We start from the raw sequence: 20,255 nt of genomic DNA, 5'->3' as shown, positions 1-20,255 counted from the left end.
CAAAATCGACTACCTCCGTAGTCTTCGGAGACTCCCGCTAATTCGGCCTTCCTCTGGACCTGGTATCCCCAACTTATATCATCCCGATTCAATCAAGATCGTCAAAGAACATTTAAAAAAATCCCACAATGAGGTGTCAGAATGAGCATTGTTGTGATAGAGCCGGATGAATTGCAGGAAATGATTTCCCAAGCGGTTGATAAAACTGTATCGGCAAAAGTGCCAGAGATTGTTAAACAAATCACTGAAGACGAGTGGCTAACGACTGAGGCCGTTGAAAAAGAATTTAAACTGAGCCGTCCTCAACAAAAGCATTACCGAGATACGCGCCAGATTCCTTTTACTAAGCACAATCGAAAAATTTTTTATAAGCGAGCGGATGTAGTTGAATTTATGGAATGCAATCAGATCCCGCGTCGTGAGAATGGGTAAAATTCCGAAAAAACTATTGATTCACGGCGCTTTGAAGGTGCAAAAAAGTGTTTAAAAATATGCGACGTGAAGCCAATAAAGCTTAAAGAAAAAAGCCGATAATACACTTTTTAGCGAAAGGAGATTCAATATGGGTGGGTATGATGTTGGAGTAAAAATCCAAGGACTTCGTGGAGAGATCAGAAAATTCATCGATTCTGATGAAAGCTCAAAATATTGGAGAGACAGCCCAGATTTAAAAAATGAGATCACCCGGTTAAACAGCACAATGAAGAAAATCTCAAAGCGATTGATCCATGCCTCCCTCTGGATTGAAGATTAAACACTTACACTATTAAAAAATACCCCCTGCGGGAAACAGGGGGTGAAGAAGCTTTTGACAATGAAATATAACACCGAAATCGATTATCTCCAAAAGTTTAACAGGGCCATTTCATCCACTGGATTAGGCTATCACGAAATTATTCCTGACAGCGATTTTCACCGGTTTGCTTGTAAATGCAGCCCTCGGCGAAATAACGGTTGGTACATTTTTTATCCCGGCGAATTTCCCGGCGGCGCCTTCGGATGCTGGCGATGCACTCCAAAACTAACATGGAGTGCAGGAAAAACGGAAACCCTGTCCGATGTTGATAGAGTAAAATATCGAAAAAAAATTCAGCTGGAAAAAGCAAAACGGGAACGTGAACGGCGGGAAAAGTATCGACAGGCGGCAGTCAGAGCAAAGCACATCTGGAGGGATTCGATACCTGCACCGGATCGTTTTCCTTACCTATTGGCAAAAGGCATACAGCCGCACGGTATTCGGTACACTGAGACGCCACAGAGCGGCTTTTATCGCGTAACGCCACCATATTTATTAATACCAGTTTATAATGCTCACAGCGGCGAATTTCAAAGCCTGCAATCCATTGATGCCGATGGGACCAAAGCCTATTTCACTGGTGGCAAAACGAAGGCAGGCTACTTCCCTATCGGTGAACTGAAAGATGTGTTATACATCGCAGAAGGCTTCGCGACCGCTGCCACGATTTTTGAATTAACAGGGCAAGCCACGACAGTTGCCTTTAACGACTCTAATCTCATCCGCGTAGCAAAAGCAATGCGGAAAAAATACCCTGATAAAGAAATTATTATTGCGGGAGATAATGACTGGCAGACGGAACAAAAAATAGGCAGAAATCCAGGAATTGAGGCCGCTATTAAAGCAGCGAAGGCTGCAAACGCGAAGTATTGCATACCAGAGTTTGAAAGGACTGTACATGAGTAATCAATCTGATTTTAATGATAAGGTGAAAACGGAAGGTGAACGGCCGGTGAAAAAAGTACTGGAGAATCCCAAAGAACCGGACAAAGACCCGACACAGACAGAACGCTTAATACAGATCGCCCGGCGTGCAGAGCTGTTTCACAGCCCGAATAAAGAGCCGTTTGCCAGTATCCCTGTTGACGATCACTGGGAAACCTTCACTTTAAAATATTCAGGCTTCACCCGGTGGCTGTATCATGACTATTATCAGCAGACAGGCAGCGCGCCCCATTCTCAGGCAAAAACTGATGCCCTAGCGACTATCGAATCCATCGCTCAATTTGATGGCCCGGAAAAGCCGGTGCATGTCCGAACCGCCAGCATCGACGGTAATATTTGGGTAGACCTGGCTAACGAGAACTGGGATGCAGTAAAAATCACCCCGGACGGATGGGAAGTTGTGAAAAATCCTCCCGTAAAATTTATCCGTCCCGGTGGGATGCTCCCATTGCCGATGCCACAATCCGGCGGGAGTATATCACAATTAAAGCCGTTCCTAAATTATGAACAGGAATCAGATTTTCGGCTTATGGTGGGCTTTATCATTGGAGCCTATCACCCCTCCGGCCCATATGCGATTTTGATTCTCCAGGGAGGCCGTGGAACTGCGAAAAGCACCGGTTCAAAGGTGATCCGCTCTCTCATCGACCCGAATCAGGCTCCGACACGGACCCGCCCCCGCAATGAGGAGGAGCTGGCAATTGCGGCAGAAAATAGCCGGGTTATCGCTTTAGACAACTTATCCGGCGCGCCGGTCTGGCTCTCTGATGCCCTTTGTCGACTTTCTACTGGAGCAGGGTTCTCTAAGCGTACACTGTACACAAACCGAGGCGAGGAAATATTCCAGGCTAAGCGTCCGATTATTTTGAATGGCATAGATGACATTGCAACGCGTGGCGACTTACAAGATCGCTCACTCACATTAGACCTCCCCCGGATTGAACATTACATCGATGAGGAAGCATTTTGGCCCCGATTTAATCGGGCATATCCGCAGCTGTTAGGTGCTGTTTTTGACGCCGTATCCCATGCCTTGCGAAACGTCCAGGAAACACAATTGAGCCTTAACAAGGCCAGGATGCTCGATTTCGCTCGGTGGGTTACAGCAGCAGAACCGGCATTAGGATGGGAACATGAGACATTTCTGGCGGACTATATGGAGAATCGCAGTGAGGCCGTTGAAATTGGACTGGGGGCCGATGTCACCGCAACAGCAATACGCTCCCTGATGACAGACCACCAGGAATGGAGAGGCACGGCCACGGAATTGATTGAAGCGTTAGGCGAACAGGTGTCCGACAAGGTGCAGAACTCAAAGCAATTTCCTAACGGCCGAACCTTACGCGGAAAGCAACGCAGACTTGCTCCCTCGTTACAGCAAATTGGAATTGAATTTGAATGGGAAGGCAATAAAGAACGCGGAAGCATGTACCGTCTTACAAAAAACAACCCAAATAAACCTTCAGAACCTTCAGTTACTCCAGAACTGCTTAACGACAAAGGCTCCGAGCCTGAAGCAACCCTGAAGCAACCTGATGGACTTGAAGGAAGTGAGCGAGAGCCTTCAGGGGGAAAATTGCTTAACCACGGGGATTCTGAAGCAACTGAGTCAACTGAAGCAATAAATAAACAAGATGTTGAAGGACTATGGACCGAGTAAAAATTACAGACCGAAAAGATATACTTGTAATACATGTAGATGCAGTCCTGGATATAATCGGGCATGAATGGGATCTCAGCATTCAACTGTTTACTAATGGAAAACGGATCGGCATAGCTCCTCCGGAGGCTGCAGCCCCAGAACTTGTAGAAAAAGTGTATGAAAATAAAGATGATCTCATGTTCCACTTCAATGCACTGGCGAAACTTCAGCGGAAATATAATGAACGTCTACAAATTGAACAGGATTTGGAACGAGTACTAAACGAAATCGGCCCTGATGAGTGGAAAAACATGAAAGCATTTTCGGAATGGGAAAATCTGACACGGGAATTGTCACGACTAATTGACCGCTTGGAATCATTTCTGGGTCGGCCGGTGACTCCAGAGGAAGCCACGGACGGATTCCCAGTAAAAAATTACCAAGAAAATCACCAATGAACTAAGGAGGATAATCGCATGGCTATAAATCATAAGATTCGGTCCAGGAACGGAAAAACAAAAATAATAGAATTGACACGCAAGACGGCTATTCTCAATTTCTGCAAGGAATGTATGGGATTTAACGCAAACGAAGTGCGCCACTGTGCGGATTTAAGGTGCCCTCTTTATCCCTTTCGGACGCATGACCCTCCGAAGGATACAGTCTGAAATTACCCAGAGCACTAATTTGAGTCGTCAGAATACAATTAATTTGTTTTTACAGGGTTTGTTACGCCTCTCAGAAATGTCTTGGTTTTTCAGGCGTAATATGTATCGAAAAATTAATAAATACAGCGATAGATCAACTCAGCTACAAATTCACATTTCGCACTAATGGATGAAATTAGAGAATTTTTAAAGCCCGACCACTTTTGTAACCTTGTAGCAACCGGAGACAACTTCCTATGATATATTTACTCTCTCTAAAATACTCTCCTACCCTATTAACCGATTAACATAACGCCTTAGAAAAAATATTTGATTTAAACTATTGATAAGATATACTGGCATATACAACAAATCTTCATATTGTCCATAGGCATTTCTAAATAGTCTTACAAAAGGGAAGGAAATTATGAACTGGAAGGATTTTATTTTAGGCGTACTCCTTGGCGCTGTGATTACGTTATATGAAAACGATTGACAAAGATTTTTCCTAAAATTTTGCCTCCATTTCTTTTTCTTTCTCCCTTTGCCATAATTCATTTTTTTCTTTAACCCAATCCGCGCTCCGATAAAATAATGTAACATAATAAGGTTTATTGTAATTTTTCCACATTAAGGAATCTGTGGGTTCTGGTTCCTCCATCATTAATTGGGCATTGATTAATTCAAGGGTAATTAATGAAGCCGGTGTTTCCCAATATTGTTTGTATGCTACGCCATTCTGTTCATCTGAAAACAATAATGGATCTTGAGGGAATGGTTCACCGTATTTTTGAGTTAGGCTTTCACTGAAAGAATTATAGGTGTCCTTAACAGATTTGAAACTGCTCGTTGCATCTGTGGAATATCCTCCTTTTACTAGCCTATCATTAAAAAAATAATAATAAATACTAACGTAATTCACTAACAACCAACCATTAAAAGTGTATGTATCCAAAATCCTATATTTCATATTTTGGAACATAAATTGATCATCATATTTTGCATCCTCAGAGCGGAAAACATCATCTTTTTTCATACCCCAATGGGCTGCACGAAAATGTGTTTCCTGTGAATACAAATTATTAAAAAGTACTATCCCAAAAGTGAGCAGAAGCAATAGGTTAATTTTTTTCATGGCAACCTCTGGTGTTTACCAATTATTTTGGTAGGAAGCCAACTCTAATGAATGAATTGGCCTCCTACCATTCTGTACCCTCAAAAAACACTATTTCTGGTGCGATGCAAATATAACCAAGCCAATCCAACAAGTAATCAGGACAATACAAAAGGAGTTAAGCGATACTTTAAGGTCCCATTACTTAAGCATATTTGCAATAGAGAATTGGTGCAACCACCTGAAGCAGGTATTTTCTACCGATTTGTAAATCGGAGATATATACTAAAAGACAAGGGCGCCCCAAAACATGGGTTGGTACCCCCTTATTTTTTTTATTCTCTCAGTATAAAATCGGATGGAAGTCTGCTCATTATAAATATCACAAATCTACAAAAAAAAAGAACATCACAAGACATTAAAGACAAAACAACCCTATTCAAAAGAACCATAAATTTTTTGCTCAGTGGATCCGTTTGGCCCATCAACGGATATAGTAACTACCCCTTGCTTGGTCTGCGAAGTAGAGGAGGTATCAGGATTCGATATGACAAAATTAAAATTAGTTGTTCCAGCACCACGCTCCTGAGTATCAGATAACGTTACATCGACATCACCGATTAGCTCAAGATTGTCCGGATCAGCTGTCACTGCAATAGTAGTAGTCTCGGCAAGGGGATTCATGTTGGTATCACTCACAGAGTAACTAAAATTCTGACTCCCGTTTTTAGCTAGATGGAATGTATCTGGTGTAACTTCTGAGATGATTGGTTTGCCGGAGAATAGAACTATAGTATGTGCCTCGATCGTATTATTATTTTCATCAGCAGTTTGGGCTGTAATCGTTGTGTATCCTTCACCGAAAACAGGGTGGACTGGAAACGGTTTTGTGTAGTAGAGGGATACCGTTGTTTGGCCGTTATCACCAGTTATCCCTTGCCCTTCTATAATACCACCGTCTGTAGTAAAATATATTGCTGTTTCTGGTGGAACAATGTTTCCATATTTATCTCCCGCAAGTGCAGTAATAGAAATAGATTCGCCAACTTCCGGTAAAGCATAATTCAATTGTTCCGACACAACATGAAAATGGTTTGAATCTGGTAAACCGCCTTGAATTGTTAGCGGCACAGGTTGGGAACGAATGGTTTTCCCGTTTCCAACATATTGAGCCACAACCTGAACAACTCCGGCTTTTGTCCCGCTGAATAATCGTGTTGTTACCAAACCGTCGTCATCTGCTATGGTAGATTGCGGGTAAAGTATTTCTCCGCCTTGTGGAGAAGCACCCAATGTAAATTGGATTGCTATTGAATCCTTTAATTTTACAGGATTTTCGAGAGAATCTTGGACTTCAAATGTAATTGAGGCAATTTCTGTAGTTCCAGTAGATTGAACAGAAATAGTTGTTTCTGATAACGAGCTGAGAACTATACTGGCCGGAACAGTCTGACTCTCTTCTGCTCTTATTATTAACGTTGGAGCTTCATTGTCTGAATGAGGTGTCACCGTGAAACTCACTGTATCAGGCTCCATCTCATTTTTGGTAGCAATTAAGGTATATTCTGTTAAAGAGTCAATTTCAACGGTGAATCCATATTCTCCTGCTATCCCGGTAGTTGTCGTTTGCTGTGGTAACGGTGAAAAAATTCTTACCGTGGCATTTTGAACTGGGCTTTGATCTGTATATAAAAGAACCTTACCTGAGATTGTTGTTTTTGATTCACGATCCGGACTTAATTGAACATCAGGCAACTCAACATCACGACCGGGTATGGCTAAAACAGAAGTAGTATCACTTTGATAGCCTTCCTTATAAAACATAAGCGTTAGAGTAACAGTAGAATCGATTTCAACTGAGAGTGTGAAATGTCCGGCAGAATCACTCTGGGTATTTATTTCCGGTTTAGGTGATATAATCCTTATAACTGCATCGGGAAGACTATCCTCTGTGCTTTTATCAATAATCACTCCCTGAATAGTGATAGTATTATCAGGTTCATCACTTTTTTTACTGTCTGTAAGAAAATCTAAACTGTCACAACTGGATATTGTAGAAATTAGCAGTAGAAGGAAAATGAAGCGAGATAACGGATATATTTTAATTCTCATTACTTCTCCGGAGGGTTATGTAATCTATTATTTCAATTTTATACAACCATATAAAACGTATTTCAACCATTTAGCATTATAACTCAAAAACAGTTTAAATTAACTTGAAATTGGGGCTACAAAATTTTTCCTTCAATAAATATTTATTTAAAAGAATCAACATGCAATGTAAAAATGAGAATTTGCAACTACCTGAAGCTCCTTTTTCTAATTTTTGTAGATCGAACATATACTATATATTAACGGGGGTGGCCCGCTTGGCTGGGTGGGTGTGCCCCATCTTCCATCATACACCCTTGTAGTACTTTATGAAAAAAACATTAGTTTCGTTTTACCGCTCCAACCAATTCTATATACACATTCAACAATATCCTGTGAGTGTGTGCGATTAAAGGGATATTTCAGTTTAGGCAATTTGGTATTTAGAGTACCAATCCAGATTCTTGTCAATTAGACTATATGACGGGATCGATAGGCCTTGTTATACAAATGCATATGGGAAAAATAAGTAAAGTCTACATTGTTCACACAATGACGTATATCGCAATTGTGTAACACTAGGATTATATAAAATTATACATCATTCAGTTTCTTTTACTATAGCAATTCTTCTAGTTAAATAAATTTTAAATTATATTTGGTGCTTATATCATTGAGATTTTTTATAAAAGGTAAAAAAGGACCAAATAAAGGTGGAAAACGCCATTTTGTTGTACCTATAGCTGTACCAAAAATAAAAAACCCTTGCTATCACTTGTATAGCAAGGGTTTCATTTGACCTGAGTACGCCCTACAGGATTCGAACCTGTGACCTTCGGAACCGGAATCCGACGCTCTATCCAGCTGAGCCAAGGGCGCATATCTGTTTCGAATTCAAATATACAAGATTTTCCCGGAGAAAAAACGGGAAAATTTACTCAATCGTCCGCTTCTACGATTTCGATGCGGTCTTCTTTGTTCGGTACCACACAGAGGAACACGAACGGCTCGTCGCCGGTGGAATCGTACGAATGCGGTACTCCGGCGGGGATGTAGATCACGTCGTCCTTGCCCACGTCATATTCTCTGTCACCAATGCGGATGTGCGCCTTCCCGCCTAACACATACTGCTCATGTTCAACTTTATTGGTATGCAATGGCATCCCGCCACCCGGTTCAATCTCAAACCGGCGCAATGCGAAATTGGGTGCTTCGTCACCATCGATTAACACCTGTTTCGTAGTGCCCTGGCCGGCGTCTATCTTCTGCTTCTTAACCGTATCGCTGGATTTCACGGACAATTTTTTACTCCTTTCAGTCGAAAGATATGTTGACCTGCTTATTTTACGAATTTAAAGAAAAATAGGCGTCTCCGAAGCGACCTGCAGTAGAGTTTACCCTTATCCATTCCGGGACGACAGTCTCAAGGTGATGCCTTATCAGTCTGAGGGCAGGCAATCCTCCCTGCCCCATTCGTTCAGTTTGTTTCGAATAAATTCCAAAACTTCCCGATGTGATTCCGTTGTGTTTCCAGAGACCGCTCTTGGCTCGCCAAATGCGAAATGCACCGTCTTCTGCGGCTGGATTTTCCCGACATCTTTGAGCAGTTTCCCATTACCCCAGGCATCCGTAACCAGCGCTACCGGGATAAACGGCACACCGCTTCGCTCCGCCAGTTTCACTCCCAGTGAATTAAACTCCTTCGGCTTAAAATGGCTACTCCGGGTCCGCTGTGGAAAAATGATGACGGATCTTCCATCGGTAAGTTTCTGTTTCCCCTGGCGGAGTACAATTCTCAGATCTTCTCTGGGCTTTTCTCTCCCAACCTCCAGCGGTTCCCTGGCGCCAAGCACGTGCTTAAAAAACGGATACTCCAGTAACTCTTGCTTCACTACAAATGTCGTCTCCTTACGTGGCTGTATCAGACACGGGAGTACCATGGTCTCCAGCGTGCTCATATGGTTACCGATGAACACCACCGGGTCATCAGTAGCCGAAATATTATTCAACCCTTCCAGTTGATATTGTATGCCGGATGATTCGAGATACCGGAATACTTCCGCACTGTTATTCACCCAGTCTGTACCCGAATACGTACCATATTTCGCCCTTAGTCCGCTTTTAATCACTACCCAGAGTAGTTTGGAATAAAAACTGGCTCCCGGCAGGAGCCTCGATATGGGCTTCCCCGCATTCGGAGGTGTTATATATTTGTCGATACTTGTGTATGGATCAAAACTGTTTATTGTGGTTCCACCTTTCGGGCTTCCATTAAAAACCGTCAAATTTTGATAATTTATCATAAACGCCGGACATTGTTAATGGAGAATTAATACCAATCTCACCCTCGGCCCCTTCCCGACCACTCGGGACAGGCTCCTTAATAAGGAGAGGGGTTTGGGGTGAGGTCGGTCCTTTGTGGTCTGGGGTGTGATTATTTTTTCAGATATGAAATGAGATCTCATTATCCCCGAACTGCTCCTTTCGGATTGAGTCCGGATGCCGTAAATTAAACGATGAATTTTTCTGTGATGACATTGATAAAATAATACTAAAGGAGTCGATGCAATGCTTATCGATTTAGAACCCATTGAAAAACTATACAGTTCGCTGGATGCGGTGCACAAATCTGCCCGTGAACGGTTGGGACGTTCAATCACACTTGCTGAGAAAATTTTATTCTCACACATGGCCGACTTCGAGAATACACCATTGGATAAACGCGGCGAAGCGGATATCTATTTTTATCCGGACCGGGTCGCCATGCAGGATGCCACCGCTCAGATGGCGATCCTTCAGTTTATGTTGGCGGGACGCGATACCGTGGCTGTACCCACCACCGTCCACTGTGATCACCTGATCCAAGCGTATGAAGGCGCTGGCGAAGATCTCAAACACGCCATTCATGAAAATAACGAAGTCTACAAATTCCTCCGCTCTTCGTCCAAAAAATACGGAATCGGATTCTGGGAGCCCGGCGCTGGCATTATCCATCAGGTAGTCTTCGAAAATTATGCGGCGCCCGGTACTATGATGATCGGCACCGATAGCCATACTCCCAACGCCGGCGGACTGGGAATGATTGCCATCGGTGTCGGTGGCGCCGATGCCGTGGATGTCATGGTCGGCGAGCCGTGGTTGCTTAGAATGCCTAAACTCGTCGGCATTCATCTCAAGGGCGAACTAAGCGGATGGACTGCCCCCAAAGATGTGATTCTGAAGGTAGCAGATCTGCTGACCGTAAAGGGCGGTACTGGTAAAATAGTCGAGTATTTCGGCGAAGGGACCAGGTCACTCAGCGCTACCGGTAAAGGCACCATCACAAACATGGGCGCCGAAGTCGGAGCCACAACCTCCATCTTCCCGTTCGATGAAAAAATGGTCAAATATCTGAATGCCACAGAGCGTGGAGATGTTGCGGATCTGGCAAAACAGTACGAGGAATTTCTCCGCCCCGATGAAGATGTAGAACGTAATCCTGAAGAGTATTATGACGAAATCTATGAAATCGATCTCGACAATCTGGAGCCGCATATTGTTGGCCCGCATACACCGGATCTGGCGCGTCCTATTTCTGAAATGGGGAAAGATACTGATGAAAATAACTACCCCTCTGAAATTCGTCAGGCACTCATCGGGAGCTGCACGAACTCCTCGTATGAGGATCTCACGCGCGCGGCAACTATCGCCCGCCAGGCGGCAGAACACGGACTCAAAACCAAGTCCGGCTTCATGGTAACACCGGGTTCCGAGCGTATCTATGAAACAATCAAGCGTGACGGTATCCTGGAAGATTTTGAGAAGGTTGGCGGAACTGTCCTGGCAAACGCCTGCGGCCCGTGTATCGGTCAGTGGAAGCGTGACGACGTCGAAGATGACGAACCAAATACCATCGTCACCTCCTTTAACCGGAATTTCAAGGGCAGGAATGACGGGTCCGCCTCAACCCATTCCTTCATTGGAAGCCCGGAGATTGTTGTGGCTATGGCATTCGGCGGCGACCTGCACTTTAATCCGCTGGCGGATGAACTGGAAGGCGAAGACGGACAAATGGTTAAATTCAACCCACCGGTCGGCGAAGAGCTGCCCAGTCAGGGCTTCAAGTCCGAAGATGCCGGATTTATCCCGCCAGCTGATGAAGCCCAGGACGTAGAGGTGATTGTAGATGAAGAGAGCGATCGGATTGCGCTGCTGGAACCGTTCTCCAAGTGGGAACTTCCTGATGACTTTGAAGATTTGGCCATTCTGGTGAAAGCACACGGAAAATGTACGACAGACCACATCTCTCCTGCCGGCCGCTGGCTGCGATTTCGCGGACACCTGGACAACATCAGCAACAACCTGTTCATCGGCGCTGTGAACGCGTTTACCAAAGAAACAGGTGTCGGCCTGAACCAGGTCACAGGCGAACGGGAAGTAGCGTACAGTGACGTCGCTCGTTCGTACAAAAAAAACGGCCTCGGCTGGGTGGCTATCGGTGACGAGAATTACGGCGAAGGCAGCAGCCGTGAACACGCCGCTATGGAGCCGCGTCATCTCGGCTGCCGTGCAGTCATTGCGAAGAGTTTTGCCCGGATCGCCGAAACGAATCTGAAGAAACAGGGCATTCTGCCGCTATGGTTCGACGATAAATCCAGTTACGATTTGCTGCAGGAAAAGGATCGCCTGACGATTCTGAACCTGGACGAACTGGCACCGAATAAGCCGGTCACCGTCCGCGTCGAGCATGAAGACGGTACTTCCGACGAATTCACCGGATCCCACACCCTGAGCGAGCAGCAGATTCAGTGGTTTTATGCGGGCTCTGCGTTAAATTACATTCGGGAGAACTCGTAAGGAAAAAAATAGTACACATTGGAATATGTAGAGCGCTGCCAGCCATTGCGGCTAGCAGCGCTTTTTTATCCCCCGCCATAGCGGGGCTATTCAAAATATGAAATATGAATTGCCCCGGGCTTCAGCCCGGGGTATTATTTTTTAATCCAGTCTTAAAGCGTTCGTTCCGCCGCGCGCACCGTATTATGCAGTAACATAGTCCGCGTCATAGGGCCGACGCCGCCCGGTACCGGCGTAATGTATCCTGCGACCTTTTGGGCATTTTCAAAATCCACATCACCTACAAGTTTATAGCCCTTTTCTGTGTCCGGTGCGTCAACCCGGCTGATACCGACATCGATGACAGTCGCGTGCGGTTTAATCATATCGGCGGTAATACTGTTTGGTGCGCCGGCGGCGACTACCAATATATCCGCGCGGCGGGTAAACTGTGCAAGATCTTGGGTATGGGTGTGGCAGATTGTTACAGTTGCATTACCCGTATCGTTCTTTTGGTATAGTAAGTTTGCTATCGGTTTGCCTACCAATTTACTCCGCCCCACAACCACCGCGTCTCTACCATCGGTTTCGATGTCATAATACTCCAGCATCTTCAGCACGCCAAACGGCGTACACGGAATAAACCCCTCCAGCCCGTTGACGAGCTTCCCGACGTTCTCAGGGTGCAAACCATCCACATCTTTGGCCGGATCGATGGCCTGGATGATCGTGTCGGAATTGATCTGGTCGGGTACCGGCATCTGCACCAGGATCCCGTGGCATTCCGGATTCCGGTTCAGCTTGTCGATGAGATCCAACAGTTCCTTCTCCGGTGTGTCTTCCGGTAGTTCGATGGTATTCTCCGCAATACCAACCTTCCGGCAGTCGCGCGCCTTCATTCGAACATACACTTGCGACGCCGGATCCTCTCCGACGATAATCACCGTGAGACCGGGCTCCACACCCTGCGACTTTAGGTTCTCGATGCGTTTGGTTATCTCAGTCTGGGTTGCTGCTGCAACCTCTTTTCCGTCGATAATTTCGGCTTGTGCCACGCAACTGTCCTTTCGTTTTTACAATGTTCTTATCTGGCGTAATTCACCGCACGATATTCGCGGATAATCACCACTTTGACCTGTCCGGGATAATTCATTTCATCCTGTATCTTCCCGGAGATGTCTTTGGCAAGGATATCTGCGGCGCCATCGTTGATCTCTTCCGGTTCCACCATCACACGAACTTCCCGGCCTGCCTGGATGGCGTAGGAATTGGACACGCCGGAAAAGTTCTCTGCGATTTCCTCTAACTTTTCCAGTCGCTTGATATAGCTCTCCAGGGTATCACCACGGGCGCCCCTACGCGATCCAGAGGCTGTATCCGCAGCCTGCACCAGCGCAGAGATGGAGTGGGTCATTTCCACTTCCTCATGGTGGGACGCAATTGCATTGACAACTATCTCGGGTTCATCGAATTTTTTGGCGATATCAGCACCAATGAGGGCGTGCGTTCCGGACGTATCCCTGTCCACGGCCTTACCGATATCGTGCAGGAATCCGGCGCGCTTGGCGATTTCACCGTCAAACCCAAGTTCCGCAGCCATCAGCCCGGTAAGCCATCCCACCTCGATACAGTGTTTCAGGATGTTTTGACCATAACTGGTACGGTATTTCAGCTTTCCGACCAGGCGCATCATTTCGGAAGGAATCGGTGACAGTCCGAGTTCGGAGACCGCCTCCTCAGCGGCTTCCATAATGGAGTCATCCACCTGTTCCGTGGCCTTTTCGTACATTTCCTCGATGCGGGACGGATGAATCCGCCCATCGGCGATGAGTGCCTCCAGCGCAATTCGCGCCTTTTCCCTTCGGATGGGGTCAAAGCTACTCAACACCACGGCTTCCGGGGTGTCGTCCACAATGAGTTCCACGCCAGTAAGTGATTCGAAGTGACGAATATTGCGTCCTTCGCGACCGATAATACGTCCCTTCATATTATCATTGGGCAGATTTATGACTGACACCGTCGTTTCTGCCGTATGATCGGCGGCAGAGCGTTGAATCGCCGAGACAACCACCTTGGATGCTTCTTTCCGTGCATTCCGGACCGCCTCGTCCTGGATACGCTTCATCTCATGGCTGGCCTCTTCTCTGGCCTTCTCAAGCAGGTTTTCCTTGAGCTCCTCGACGGCTTCTTCACTGGACATATTGGCGATTGCTTTCAGGCGTTGATTCTGCTCCTCGATAATTTGTGATAACTGCTCATCTTTCTTGTTGACCCGCTGAATGCGCTCATCCAGGCTTTTATCCATCCGCTTTAGTTCTTCTTCCCTCTTCTCCACCAGATCGGCTTTTCGCTCGATGGACATCTCCCGCTGGTTCAGCTTCTTTTCTTCCTCCTGAAGAGACTGCATCTTCTTCTTGGATTCCTCTTCGGCCTCCTGACGCATTTGCTGGATTTCTTCCTTGGTTTCCAGCATACGTTCCTTGGTCAGCGTATCGGCTTCACGGACGGCTTCCTGGATGATGCTGTCAGCATCGGCATTGGCTTTTTTCATTCGCAGGTTTTGTATAACCAGTGAGATAGCAACGCCGATCACGAGACCAACGATCGCCGCTGCTATCCAGATTGGGATTGTCATGGCTCAATATCTCCTTTCGATCAGTAAATAAAAAAATCCTTGTGAGAAATTCATACGCCGTTGCCGGCTTTTGCTGCCCCAAAAATGAATTTCCCGCAAGGATCGCGGTTAGTTCCAATAATGTCTGCTGTCAGACTGCCGAATATATCACATGAGAACGTTCAGGCAGTTTGCTGTTCTGTATACTTTGTTAAAACCTCATCTATTTTCGATGTCAATTCTTTCGCTTTCGACTCGTGTGCCTGTTCCAGTTTGTCGAGTTGCTCTCGCATTTCAAAGACTTCATCACTGATATTCATGGCGGCAAGGATGGCTATGCGCAGCATCGGCTGGCTCGCCGGTAGATTTTCCGAAATTTCCCGCATATGCCGATCGACATAGGATGCTACCGTTTGCAGATAGTCTTCATCTGCTTTACTCTTTACCGTATACTCCTCTCCAAAAATTTTCAGATGAACGAGATTATCGTCTTGGTTCATAGATTTTCAGGCACTGTACTCTGAGGTTTTATAAAGTCAGTAATCATTATTTGGGGTAGTAACATTCTGGTTTTGACCGTTACATCCCGTTAAGTACGTTTAACATATTCTGGATTTTCGTTCGGATAATTTCACGTTTCACAGTATTCATATTTTCATCCTTATCTTTCAGTTTAAGAGTGTTAATCTCATCTTTCAGCGCAGAATTTTCTTCGTGGAGCTCTTCGACAGTCTCTACAAGCTGATCAATCTTTGTTTCCAGCATATCCATAGATGAAGTTGTCTGCACTGTATTACGTAACCGGTTTGGTTGAAGTTATTGATCCCGAAGTTGCGCATTGACTTCATTTTGCGCATTTACAAGTATGGTCTCTACGAGTTTGTCGACTTCCTCTTCGGTGAGGGTTTTATCCACGGATAGAAATTTTAGCGCATATGTCAGCGATTTTTTCTCGTCCGGAATCTGTTCCCCTGCATAGACATCGTAGAGTGTAATATTGTGAAGCAGCGGGCCACCGGATTCCTGGATGACCCGGGTTAAATCAGCGGCGTTCAAGTCATCATCAACAACAAAACTTAAGTCCCGTTCTACCGAAGGATATGGAGAGGGAGCCTGGTAATGGGCGTCGGTGTCAATTTCCGTTGCCATCGTGTCAAGGTTCAACTCCACGCCAAACACCGAAACATCAATCTCGAAATTCTCCAGCAGTGCAGAGTTGAATTCCCCACCCTGTCCGATGACGCTTCCGTTGCGCATTACCGCAAATCCTGGTTTAAAAAGAGCTGTATTTAAATGTTTATAAGATATATAACTTAGCCCAAGCACTTCGAGCGTTGCTTCAATATATCCCTTGAACCCATAGAAATCAATTTTTTTCTGCTCTCTGGTCCATGATTCAGGCATCGTATTCCCGGATGCAACAGCGGCAAAATGTTCGGATTCCTCAACACCTGATTCCTGTTTTGGATTACCATCGAACACCCTTCCGAATTCGAAAAGCCGAACATCGGTTTCCTTTCGGTTGACGTTGCGTTTTACACCTTCAACGAGCACGGGTAGCAGCGTCGTACGGAGGTACGCCAACTCTTCGCTCAACGGATTCCTGAGCCGGACCGGCGATTTTCCGGTCACCTTCGGATAGCAATACTCCTTGTTGACGAGACTGTAAGAATACGTTTCGTTAAACCCGAATCCCTGCCACAGCGGAGTCAGGGTATTGCGAACGGTATCATCTCTGGCCTCGGGCGCCTGCGAATGGATCTGAAAGCCTTCAGGGGACGGCACGTTTTCCGTTCCGTAGATGCGCAGCACCTCTTCAATCAGGTCAATTTCCCGTTCGATGTCCGGTCGGAAAGTCGGGGCCTTAACGGTGAGCACACCATCCCTGGATTCGGTAATGGTAAATTCCAGAGAAGTCAAAATGCGTCTGATTTCCTCCTCCGGGATGCGGGTACCGATAACCTGTTCAACCCTGTCTACCCGCAAATCTACGGTGATTGGCGCAATTTTCTTCGGATATTCGTCCAGGACACCCGCAGCAACATCGCCGCCGGCCAGGTGCTGAATCATCGCCGTCAACCGGTTCAGTGCGTACAGCACGCCCTCAGGATCGGCGCCCCGCTCAAACCGTTTGCTGGCTTCCGTGGACAAACCCAGGTATTTCGAACCCCGGCGAATCGTCCCGGGATCGAAATAGGCACTCTCAATAAGAATATTGGTTGAGTCTTCAGTAACTTCGGAGTTCTCTCCCCCCATAATCCCGGCAATGGCCACTGGATCTTCCGCGTCACAAATCAGCAAGATTTCGTCAGTCAGTTCCCGTTCTTTCCCGTCGAGGGTGGTAAATTTTTCGCCATCACTGGCAGAGCGCACTTCAATAGTACCGTCAGCGAGTTTATCGTAGTCAAAGGTATGCAGCGGATGGCCGGTTTCCATCAGTACGTAATTCGAGGCATCGACTACATTGTTAATTGGCCGCAGTCCGACAGCTCTGAGTCGCTGCTGCAGCCAGAGCGGTGATGGTCCAATTTCTACATTTTTCACCACCCGCGCCGCATATCGGGGACATCCTGCTGCATTGTGGATAATCACTTTCGCCGCATCCTCAACAGATTCTTCCCCTTCGTCGATATTTATTTCCGGGATATTTAGTGACGTTTCATTAATTGTGCTGATTTCCCGGGCAATACCGATATGACTCATACCGTCCGGACGGTTCGGTGTAATTTCAATATCCAGCCCCTGCCAATAATCTTCCAGGTAATCCCAGAAGTTACTCCCAATGGCGGCATCATCCCGCAGGACCAGAATGCCGGCATGCGAATCACTAAGACCCAGTTCCCGTTCCGAGGGGATCATTCCGTGCGACTGAACGCCGCGTATCTTTACTGACTCAATCTTATTGCCGTCCGGGAGTTCGGTTCCCGGGTGAATTATCGGGACCTTTTGTCCAGAGGCAACATTCGGGGCTCCGCAAATAATTTGTACCAGGTCATTCTTGCCGGTATTCACCAGGCACACCCGGAGTTTGTCCGCATCCGGATGGTCCTCGACACTGTTCACTTCACCGACCGTAATTTCCGGGAAAAATTCGCCCCTTTTCAGGAAAGCGACCGACTCCAGGCTGGTCATGGTGAGTCGGTTGGCGAGTTCCTCTGCCGAATCGCCGAAATCAGTGTATTCCCGGAGCCATTCAAGTGATACGCGCATCGTTTCCTAACTACAGTGTTATAGTGTTTAAGTATTCAGGTGTTATTGTTGAAAACCCGTTGTCGGTCGGACTCTGTCCTGTGTCAAAGTATCCATACAAAAACTGTTCGAATCCTCAAGTAACAGGGGTTAAGTGTTCTTCAAGGAACTCTTTCCGGGACAAAACTATCTAATATCTATCATTCCCGTTGTTCTTTGCGGTTTCTTCGCGGCCTCTGCGTCTTTGCGGTATAGATTTTCAATATTTGTGAAGTTCTAAAATTGTCGCAGGAGTCGTAAGTCGCTCTCATACAGCAACCGTATATCGTTGATGCCGTATTTCATCAGCGCAATCCTGTCGACGCCGATACCGAAGGCAAAGCCAGTGTATTTTTCGGCATCATAGCCAACGTAACGGTAGACATTGGGGTCGACCATCCCTGCACCGAGGATTTCCAGCCAGCCCTCATTTTTACACAGACGACAACCGCTTCCGCCACAGATGAAGCACGAAATATCCATTTCAACACTTGGCTCGGTGAACGGAAAGAAACTCGGTCGAAACCGTACCGTTGCCGATGCACTAAAGAACCGATGGACGAATTCCTCTAAAGTCCCCTTTAGATCGGCAAAAGTGACGCCTTCATCCACATAAAGGCCTTCAACCTGGTAGAACAGGCAATTGCTGCGTGCACTGACGGCTTCGTTCCGGTAGGTCCTCCCCGGGACAATAATCCGGACAGGTGGATCGTACTTCTCCATTACCCGTACCTGTACCGGTGAAGTATGGGTCCGCAGGACGACCTCATCGTCTAAGTAGAAAGTATCCTGCATATCCCTGGCAGGATGGTCTTTGGGAATATTGAGCGCCTCGAAGTTGTAGTAATCAGTTTCAACTTCCGGACCTTCCATAGTAATAAATCCCATGGAGTTGAAGATCTCCGACATTTCCCGGATTGTAAGGGAGAGTGGATGATTATGTCCGACAAACGGTTGATGCCCCGGTAGCGTGACATCGATATCTGCCGCCTCTTCTTCTCTGGCGGTCTCAGCAGCCTCCTTCGCCGCTTCCAGCTTGGAGGTCACCTCATCCTTCAGGTCATTCACTAATTTTCCGATTTTCGGACGTTCGTCCGGGTCGGCCTGACCAATCAGGCTGAAGAGCTGTTGAACCTTACCCTTTTTGCCGAGATATTTTATGCGGAGAGACTCAAGCGCCTCCAGGTCATCTCTGGCGGATTCGATCGCTTCGGAGAATTCTTCCCGAATATTGTCAATATCGTCAGTTAACGCCATGATTTGAAGGCGTCACTGCACTTTTTTGACGATCGCCTCGAATCCCTCGGGATCACGCACGGCGATATCGGCGAGCATTTTCCGGTTCAGTTCGATATTGGCTTCCTTTAATCCATGAATAAACCTGGAATAACTCATGCCGTGCTGGCGTGCTGCGGCGTTGATCCGGGTAATCCAGAGACTCCGGAATTCCCGCTTTCTCTGACGTCGATCCCGGTAGGAATACAGCATGGCCTTTTCCACTGCATCCTTGGCAGTGCGATACAGCTTCGACCGGGCGCCAAAGTAGCCTTTAGCTTGTTGGACAACCTTTTTGTGGCGGTGTTTTCTTGGTCTTGAACTATTCGAGCGTGGCATTAAATAATATCCTTAATTTGCTAGCATTCTTTTAACGCGTTTTTCATCGGCCTTATCAACGATCTTGGACTTCCGGAGACGCCGCTTTTGTTCGGCAGTTTTCCCGGAGAGTTTATGAGCCGCATAGGCGCTATGTCGTTTTACTTTACCTTTGGCCGTTTTCTTAAACCGTTTTTTTGCTCCGCGATTACTTTTCATCTTTGGCATAAATAATCACCCTTGTTCTTGTTTACTTAATTATTAGGATCTCCCATTAAATACATGACCATCGTCCGGCCTTCCATATTCGGCTTCCCGTCAACCTTGGCCACATCTTCGGTTTCCTCAACGACGCGATCCATCAGTTCCCGGCCGAATTCCTGGTACTCCATTTCCCGGCCCCGGAAAAAGACGGTCACCTTCACCTTGTTCCCGTTTTCAAGGAACTTCCGCATGTGGTTTAATTTCGTCTGGAAGTCATGTTCCTCGATCTGAGGGCGGAACCGGACTTCCTTGACCTCGATGGTATGCTGTTTCTTTTTCGCTTCTTTTTCCTTTTTCTTCTGTTCGTACAGATACTTTCCGTAATCGAGTAGTCGGACAACCGGAGGGTCAGCATTCGGCGCGACCTCTACCAGATCATAGCCGCGTTCCTCCCCCAGGTTACGAGCTTCCTTGATGTCCACAATGCCGAGCTGTTCACCTTCATTATCGATGAGCCGTACCTTATGAACTCTGATGTCTTCATTAACTCGTAATTCGTCCTTCAA

19 protein-coding genes and 1 tRNA gene are annotated in these 20,255 nt (G+C 46.4%); 6 read left to right on the top strand and 14 right to left on the bottom strand.

All coding sequences use genetic code 11. The features are described from left to right. Window positions 1-141: 141 nt before the first annotated feature. The 5 genes from K9N57_05435 (at window position 142) to K9N57_05415 (ending at window position 3,841) form a co-directional block, all read left to right on the top strand. Complete coding sequence (locus K9N57_05435) at window positions 142-432, top strand: helix-turn-helix domain-containing protein (GenBank protein MCF7803610.1); 291 nt, start codon at window positions 142-144, stop codon at window positions 430-432. Window positions 433-562: 130 nt separating this feature from the next. Continuing rightward, window positions 563-754 carry a hypothetical protein gene (locus tag K9N57_05430; protein MCF7803609.1) on the top strand — a complete coding sequence of 64 codons (192 nt, stop codon included), beginning with the start codon at window positions 563-565 and terminating at the stop codon, window positions 752-754. 60 nt (window positions 755-814) lie between these two features. Further along, window positions 815-1,702: a toprim domain-containing protein gene (locus tag K9N57_05425; GenBank protein ID MCF7803608.1), complete on the top strand. Its 888-nt coding sequence runs from the start codon at window positions 815-817 to the stop codon at window positions 1,700-1,702. Between the two features lie 46 nt (window positions 1,703-1,748). Next, window positions 1,749-3,401 (top strand): hypothetical protein, encoded by a 1,653-nt coding sequence (locus K9N57_05420; protein ID MCF7803607.1) that lies wholly within the window; start codon window positions 1,749-1,751, stop codon window positions 3,399-3,401. Further along, window positions 3,389-3,841 (top strand): hypothetical protein, encoded by a 453-nt coding sequence (locus K9N57_05415; protein ID MCF7803606.1) that lies wholly within the window; start codon window positions 3,389-3,391, stop codon window positions 3,839-3,841. Before K9N57_05420 ends, K9N57_05415 begins: the two co-directional genes overlap by 13 nt. Before the next feature lie 697 nt (window positions 3,842-4,538). Here the strand turns inward: K9N57_05415 and K9N57_05410 are convergent. The 5 genes from K9N57_05410 to K9N57_05390 form a co-directional block, all read right to left on the bottom strand. Beyond that, entirely contained in the window at window positions 4,539-5,165 is a 627-nt protein-coding gene (locus K9N57_05410; GenBank protein MCF7803605.1) for a hypothetical protein, read from the bottom strand. Between the two features lie 414 nt (window positions 5,166-5,579). Next, complete coding sequence (locus tag K9N57_05405) at window positions 5,580-7,256, bottom strand: hypothetical protein (protein ID MCF7803604.1); 1,677 nt, start codon at window positions 7,254-7,256, stop codon at window positions 5,580-5,582. 784 nt (window positions 7,257-8,040) lie between these two features. Beyond that, window positions 8,041-8,114, bottom strand: a tRNA-Arg gene (locus tag K9N57_05400). A 59-nt stretch (window positions 8,115-8,173) separates the two neighbouring features. Then, window positions 8,174-8,578, bottom strand: a complete 405-nt coding sequence (locus K9N57_05395) for a cupin domain-containing protein (protein MCF7803603.1) — start codon at window positions 8,576-8,578, stop codon at window positions 8,174-8,176. A 96-nt stretch (window positions 8,579-8,674) separates the two neighbouring features. Beyond that, complete coding sequence (locus K9N57_05390; GenBank protein MCF7803602.1) at window positions 8,675-9,538, bottom strand: 1-acyl-sn-glycerol-3-phosphate acyltransferase; 864 nt, start codon at window positions 9,536-9,538, stop codon at window positions 8,675-8,677. 265 nt (window positions 9,539-9,803) lie between these two features. Here K9N57_05390 and K9N57_05385 point away from each other — a divergent pair, with 265 nt between their 5' ends. After that, a complete protein-coding gene (locus K9N57_05385) occupies window positions 9,804-12,071 on the top strand; it encodes an aconitate hydratase (protein MCF7803601.1) in 2,268 nt (755 codons plus the stop codon). A 152-nt stretch (window positions 12,072-12,223) separates the two neighbouring features. Here the strand turns inward: K9N57_05385 and folD are convergent, their stop codons facing one another. From folD to infC, 9 genes are all read right to left on the bottom strand, one after another. Continuing rightward, entirely contained in the window at window positions 12,224-13,105 is an 882-nt protein-coding gene (gene folD, locus K9N57_05380; GenBank protein ID MCF7803600.1) for a bifunctional methylenetetrahydrofolate dehydrogenase/methenyltetrahydrofolate cyclohydrolase FolD, read from the bottom strand. A 29-nt stretch (window positions 13,106-13,134) separates the two neighbouring features. Next, on the bottom strand, window positions 13,135-14,685 hold the full coding sequence (gene rny, locus K9N57_05375; GenBank protein MCF7803599.1) for a ribonuclease Y: 1,551 nt from the start codon (window positions 14,683-14,685) through the stop codon (window positions 13,135-13,137). A gap of 161 nt (window positions 14,686-14,846) precedes the next feature. Then, window positions 14,847-15,164 (bottom strand): cell division protein ZapA, encoded by a 318-nt coding sequence (locus K9N57_05370; protein MCF7803598.1) that lies wholly within the window; start codon window positions 15,162-15,164, stop codon window positions 14,847-14,849. 79 nt (window positions 15,165-15,243) lie between these two features. Further along, a complete protein-coding gene (locus tag K9N57_05365) occupies window positions 15,244-15,453 on the bottom strand; it encodes a hypothetical protein (protein ID MCF7803597.1) in 210 nt (69 codons plus the stop codon). Between the two features lie 27 nt (window positions 15,454-15,480). Next, on the bottom strand, window positions 15,481-17,874 hold the full coding sequence (pheT, locus tag K9N57_05360; protein MCF7803596.1) for a phenylalanine--tRNA ligase subunit beta: 2,394 nt from the start codon (window positions 17,872-17,874) through the stop codon (window positions 15,481-15,483). A 255-nt stretch (window positions 17,875-18,129) separates the two neighbouring features. Next, window positions 18,130-19,149 (bottom strand): phenylalanine--tRNA ligase subunit alpha, encoded by a 1,020-nt coding sequence (gene pheS / locus K9N57_05355; GenBank protein ID MCF7803595.1) that lies wholly within the window; start codon window positions 19,147-19,149, stop codon window positions 18,130-18,132. A gap of 12 nt (window positions 19,150-19,161) precedes the next feature. Beyond that, window positions 19,162-19,506 carry a 50S ribosomal protein L20 gene (rplT, locus tag K9N57_05350; GenBank protein ID MCF7803594.1) on the bottom strand — a complete coding sequence of 115 codons (345 nt, stop codon included), beginning with the start codon at window positions 19,504-19,506 and terminating at the stop codon, window positions 19,162-19,164. A 12-nt stretch (window positions 19,507-19,518) separates the two neighbouring features. Continuing rightward, window positions 19,519-19,713: a 50S ribosomal protein L35 gene (gene rpmI, locus K9N57_05345; protein MCF7803593.1), complete on the bottom strand. Its 195-nt coding sequence runs from the start codon at window positions 19,711-19,713 to the stop codon at window positions 19,519-19,521. A gap of 26 nt (window positions 19,714-19,739) precedes the next feature. Next, a complete protein-coding gene (infC, locus tag K9N57_05340) occupies window positions 19,740-20,255 on the bottom strand; it encodes a translation initiation factor IF-3 (protein MCF7803592.1) in 516 nt (171 codons plus the stop codon).

The sequence above is a fragment of the Candidatus Neomarinimicrobiota bacterium genome (assembly GCA_021734025.1).
GTDB lineage: Bacteria > Fidelibacterota > JAANXI01 > JAANXI01 > JAANXI01 > JAANXI01.
This window is presented reverse-complemented; position numbering and strand designations above follow the sequence as displayed.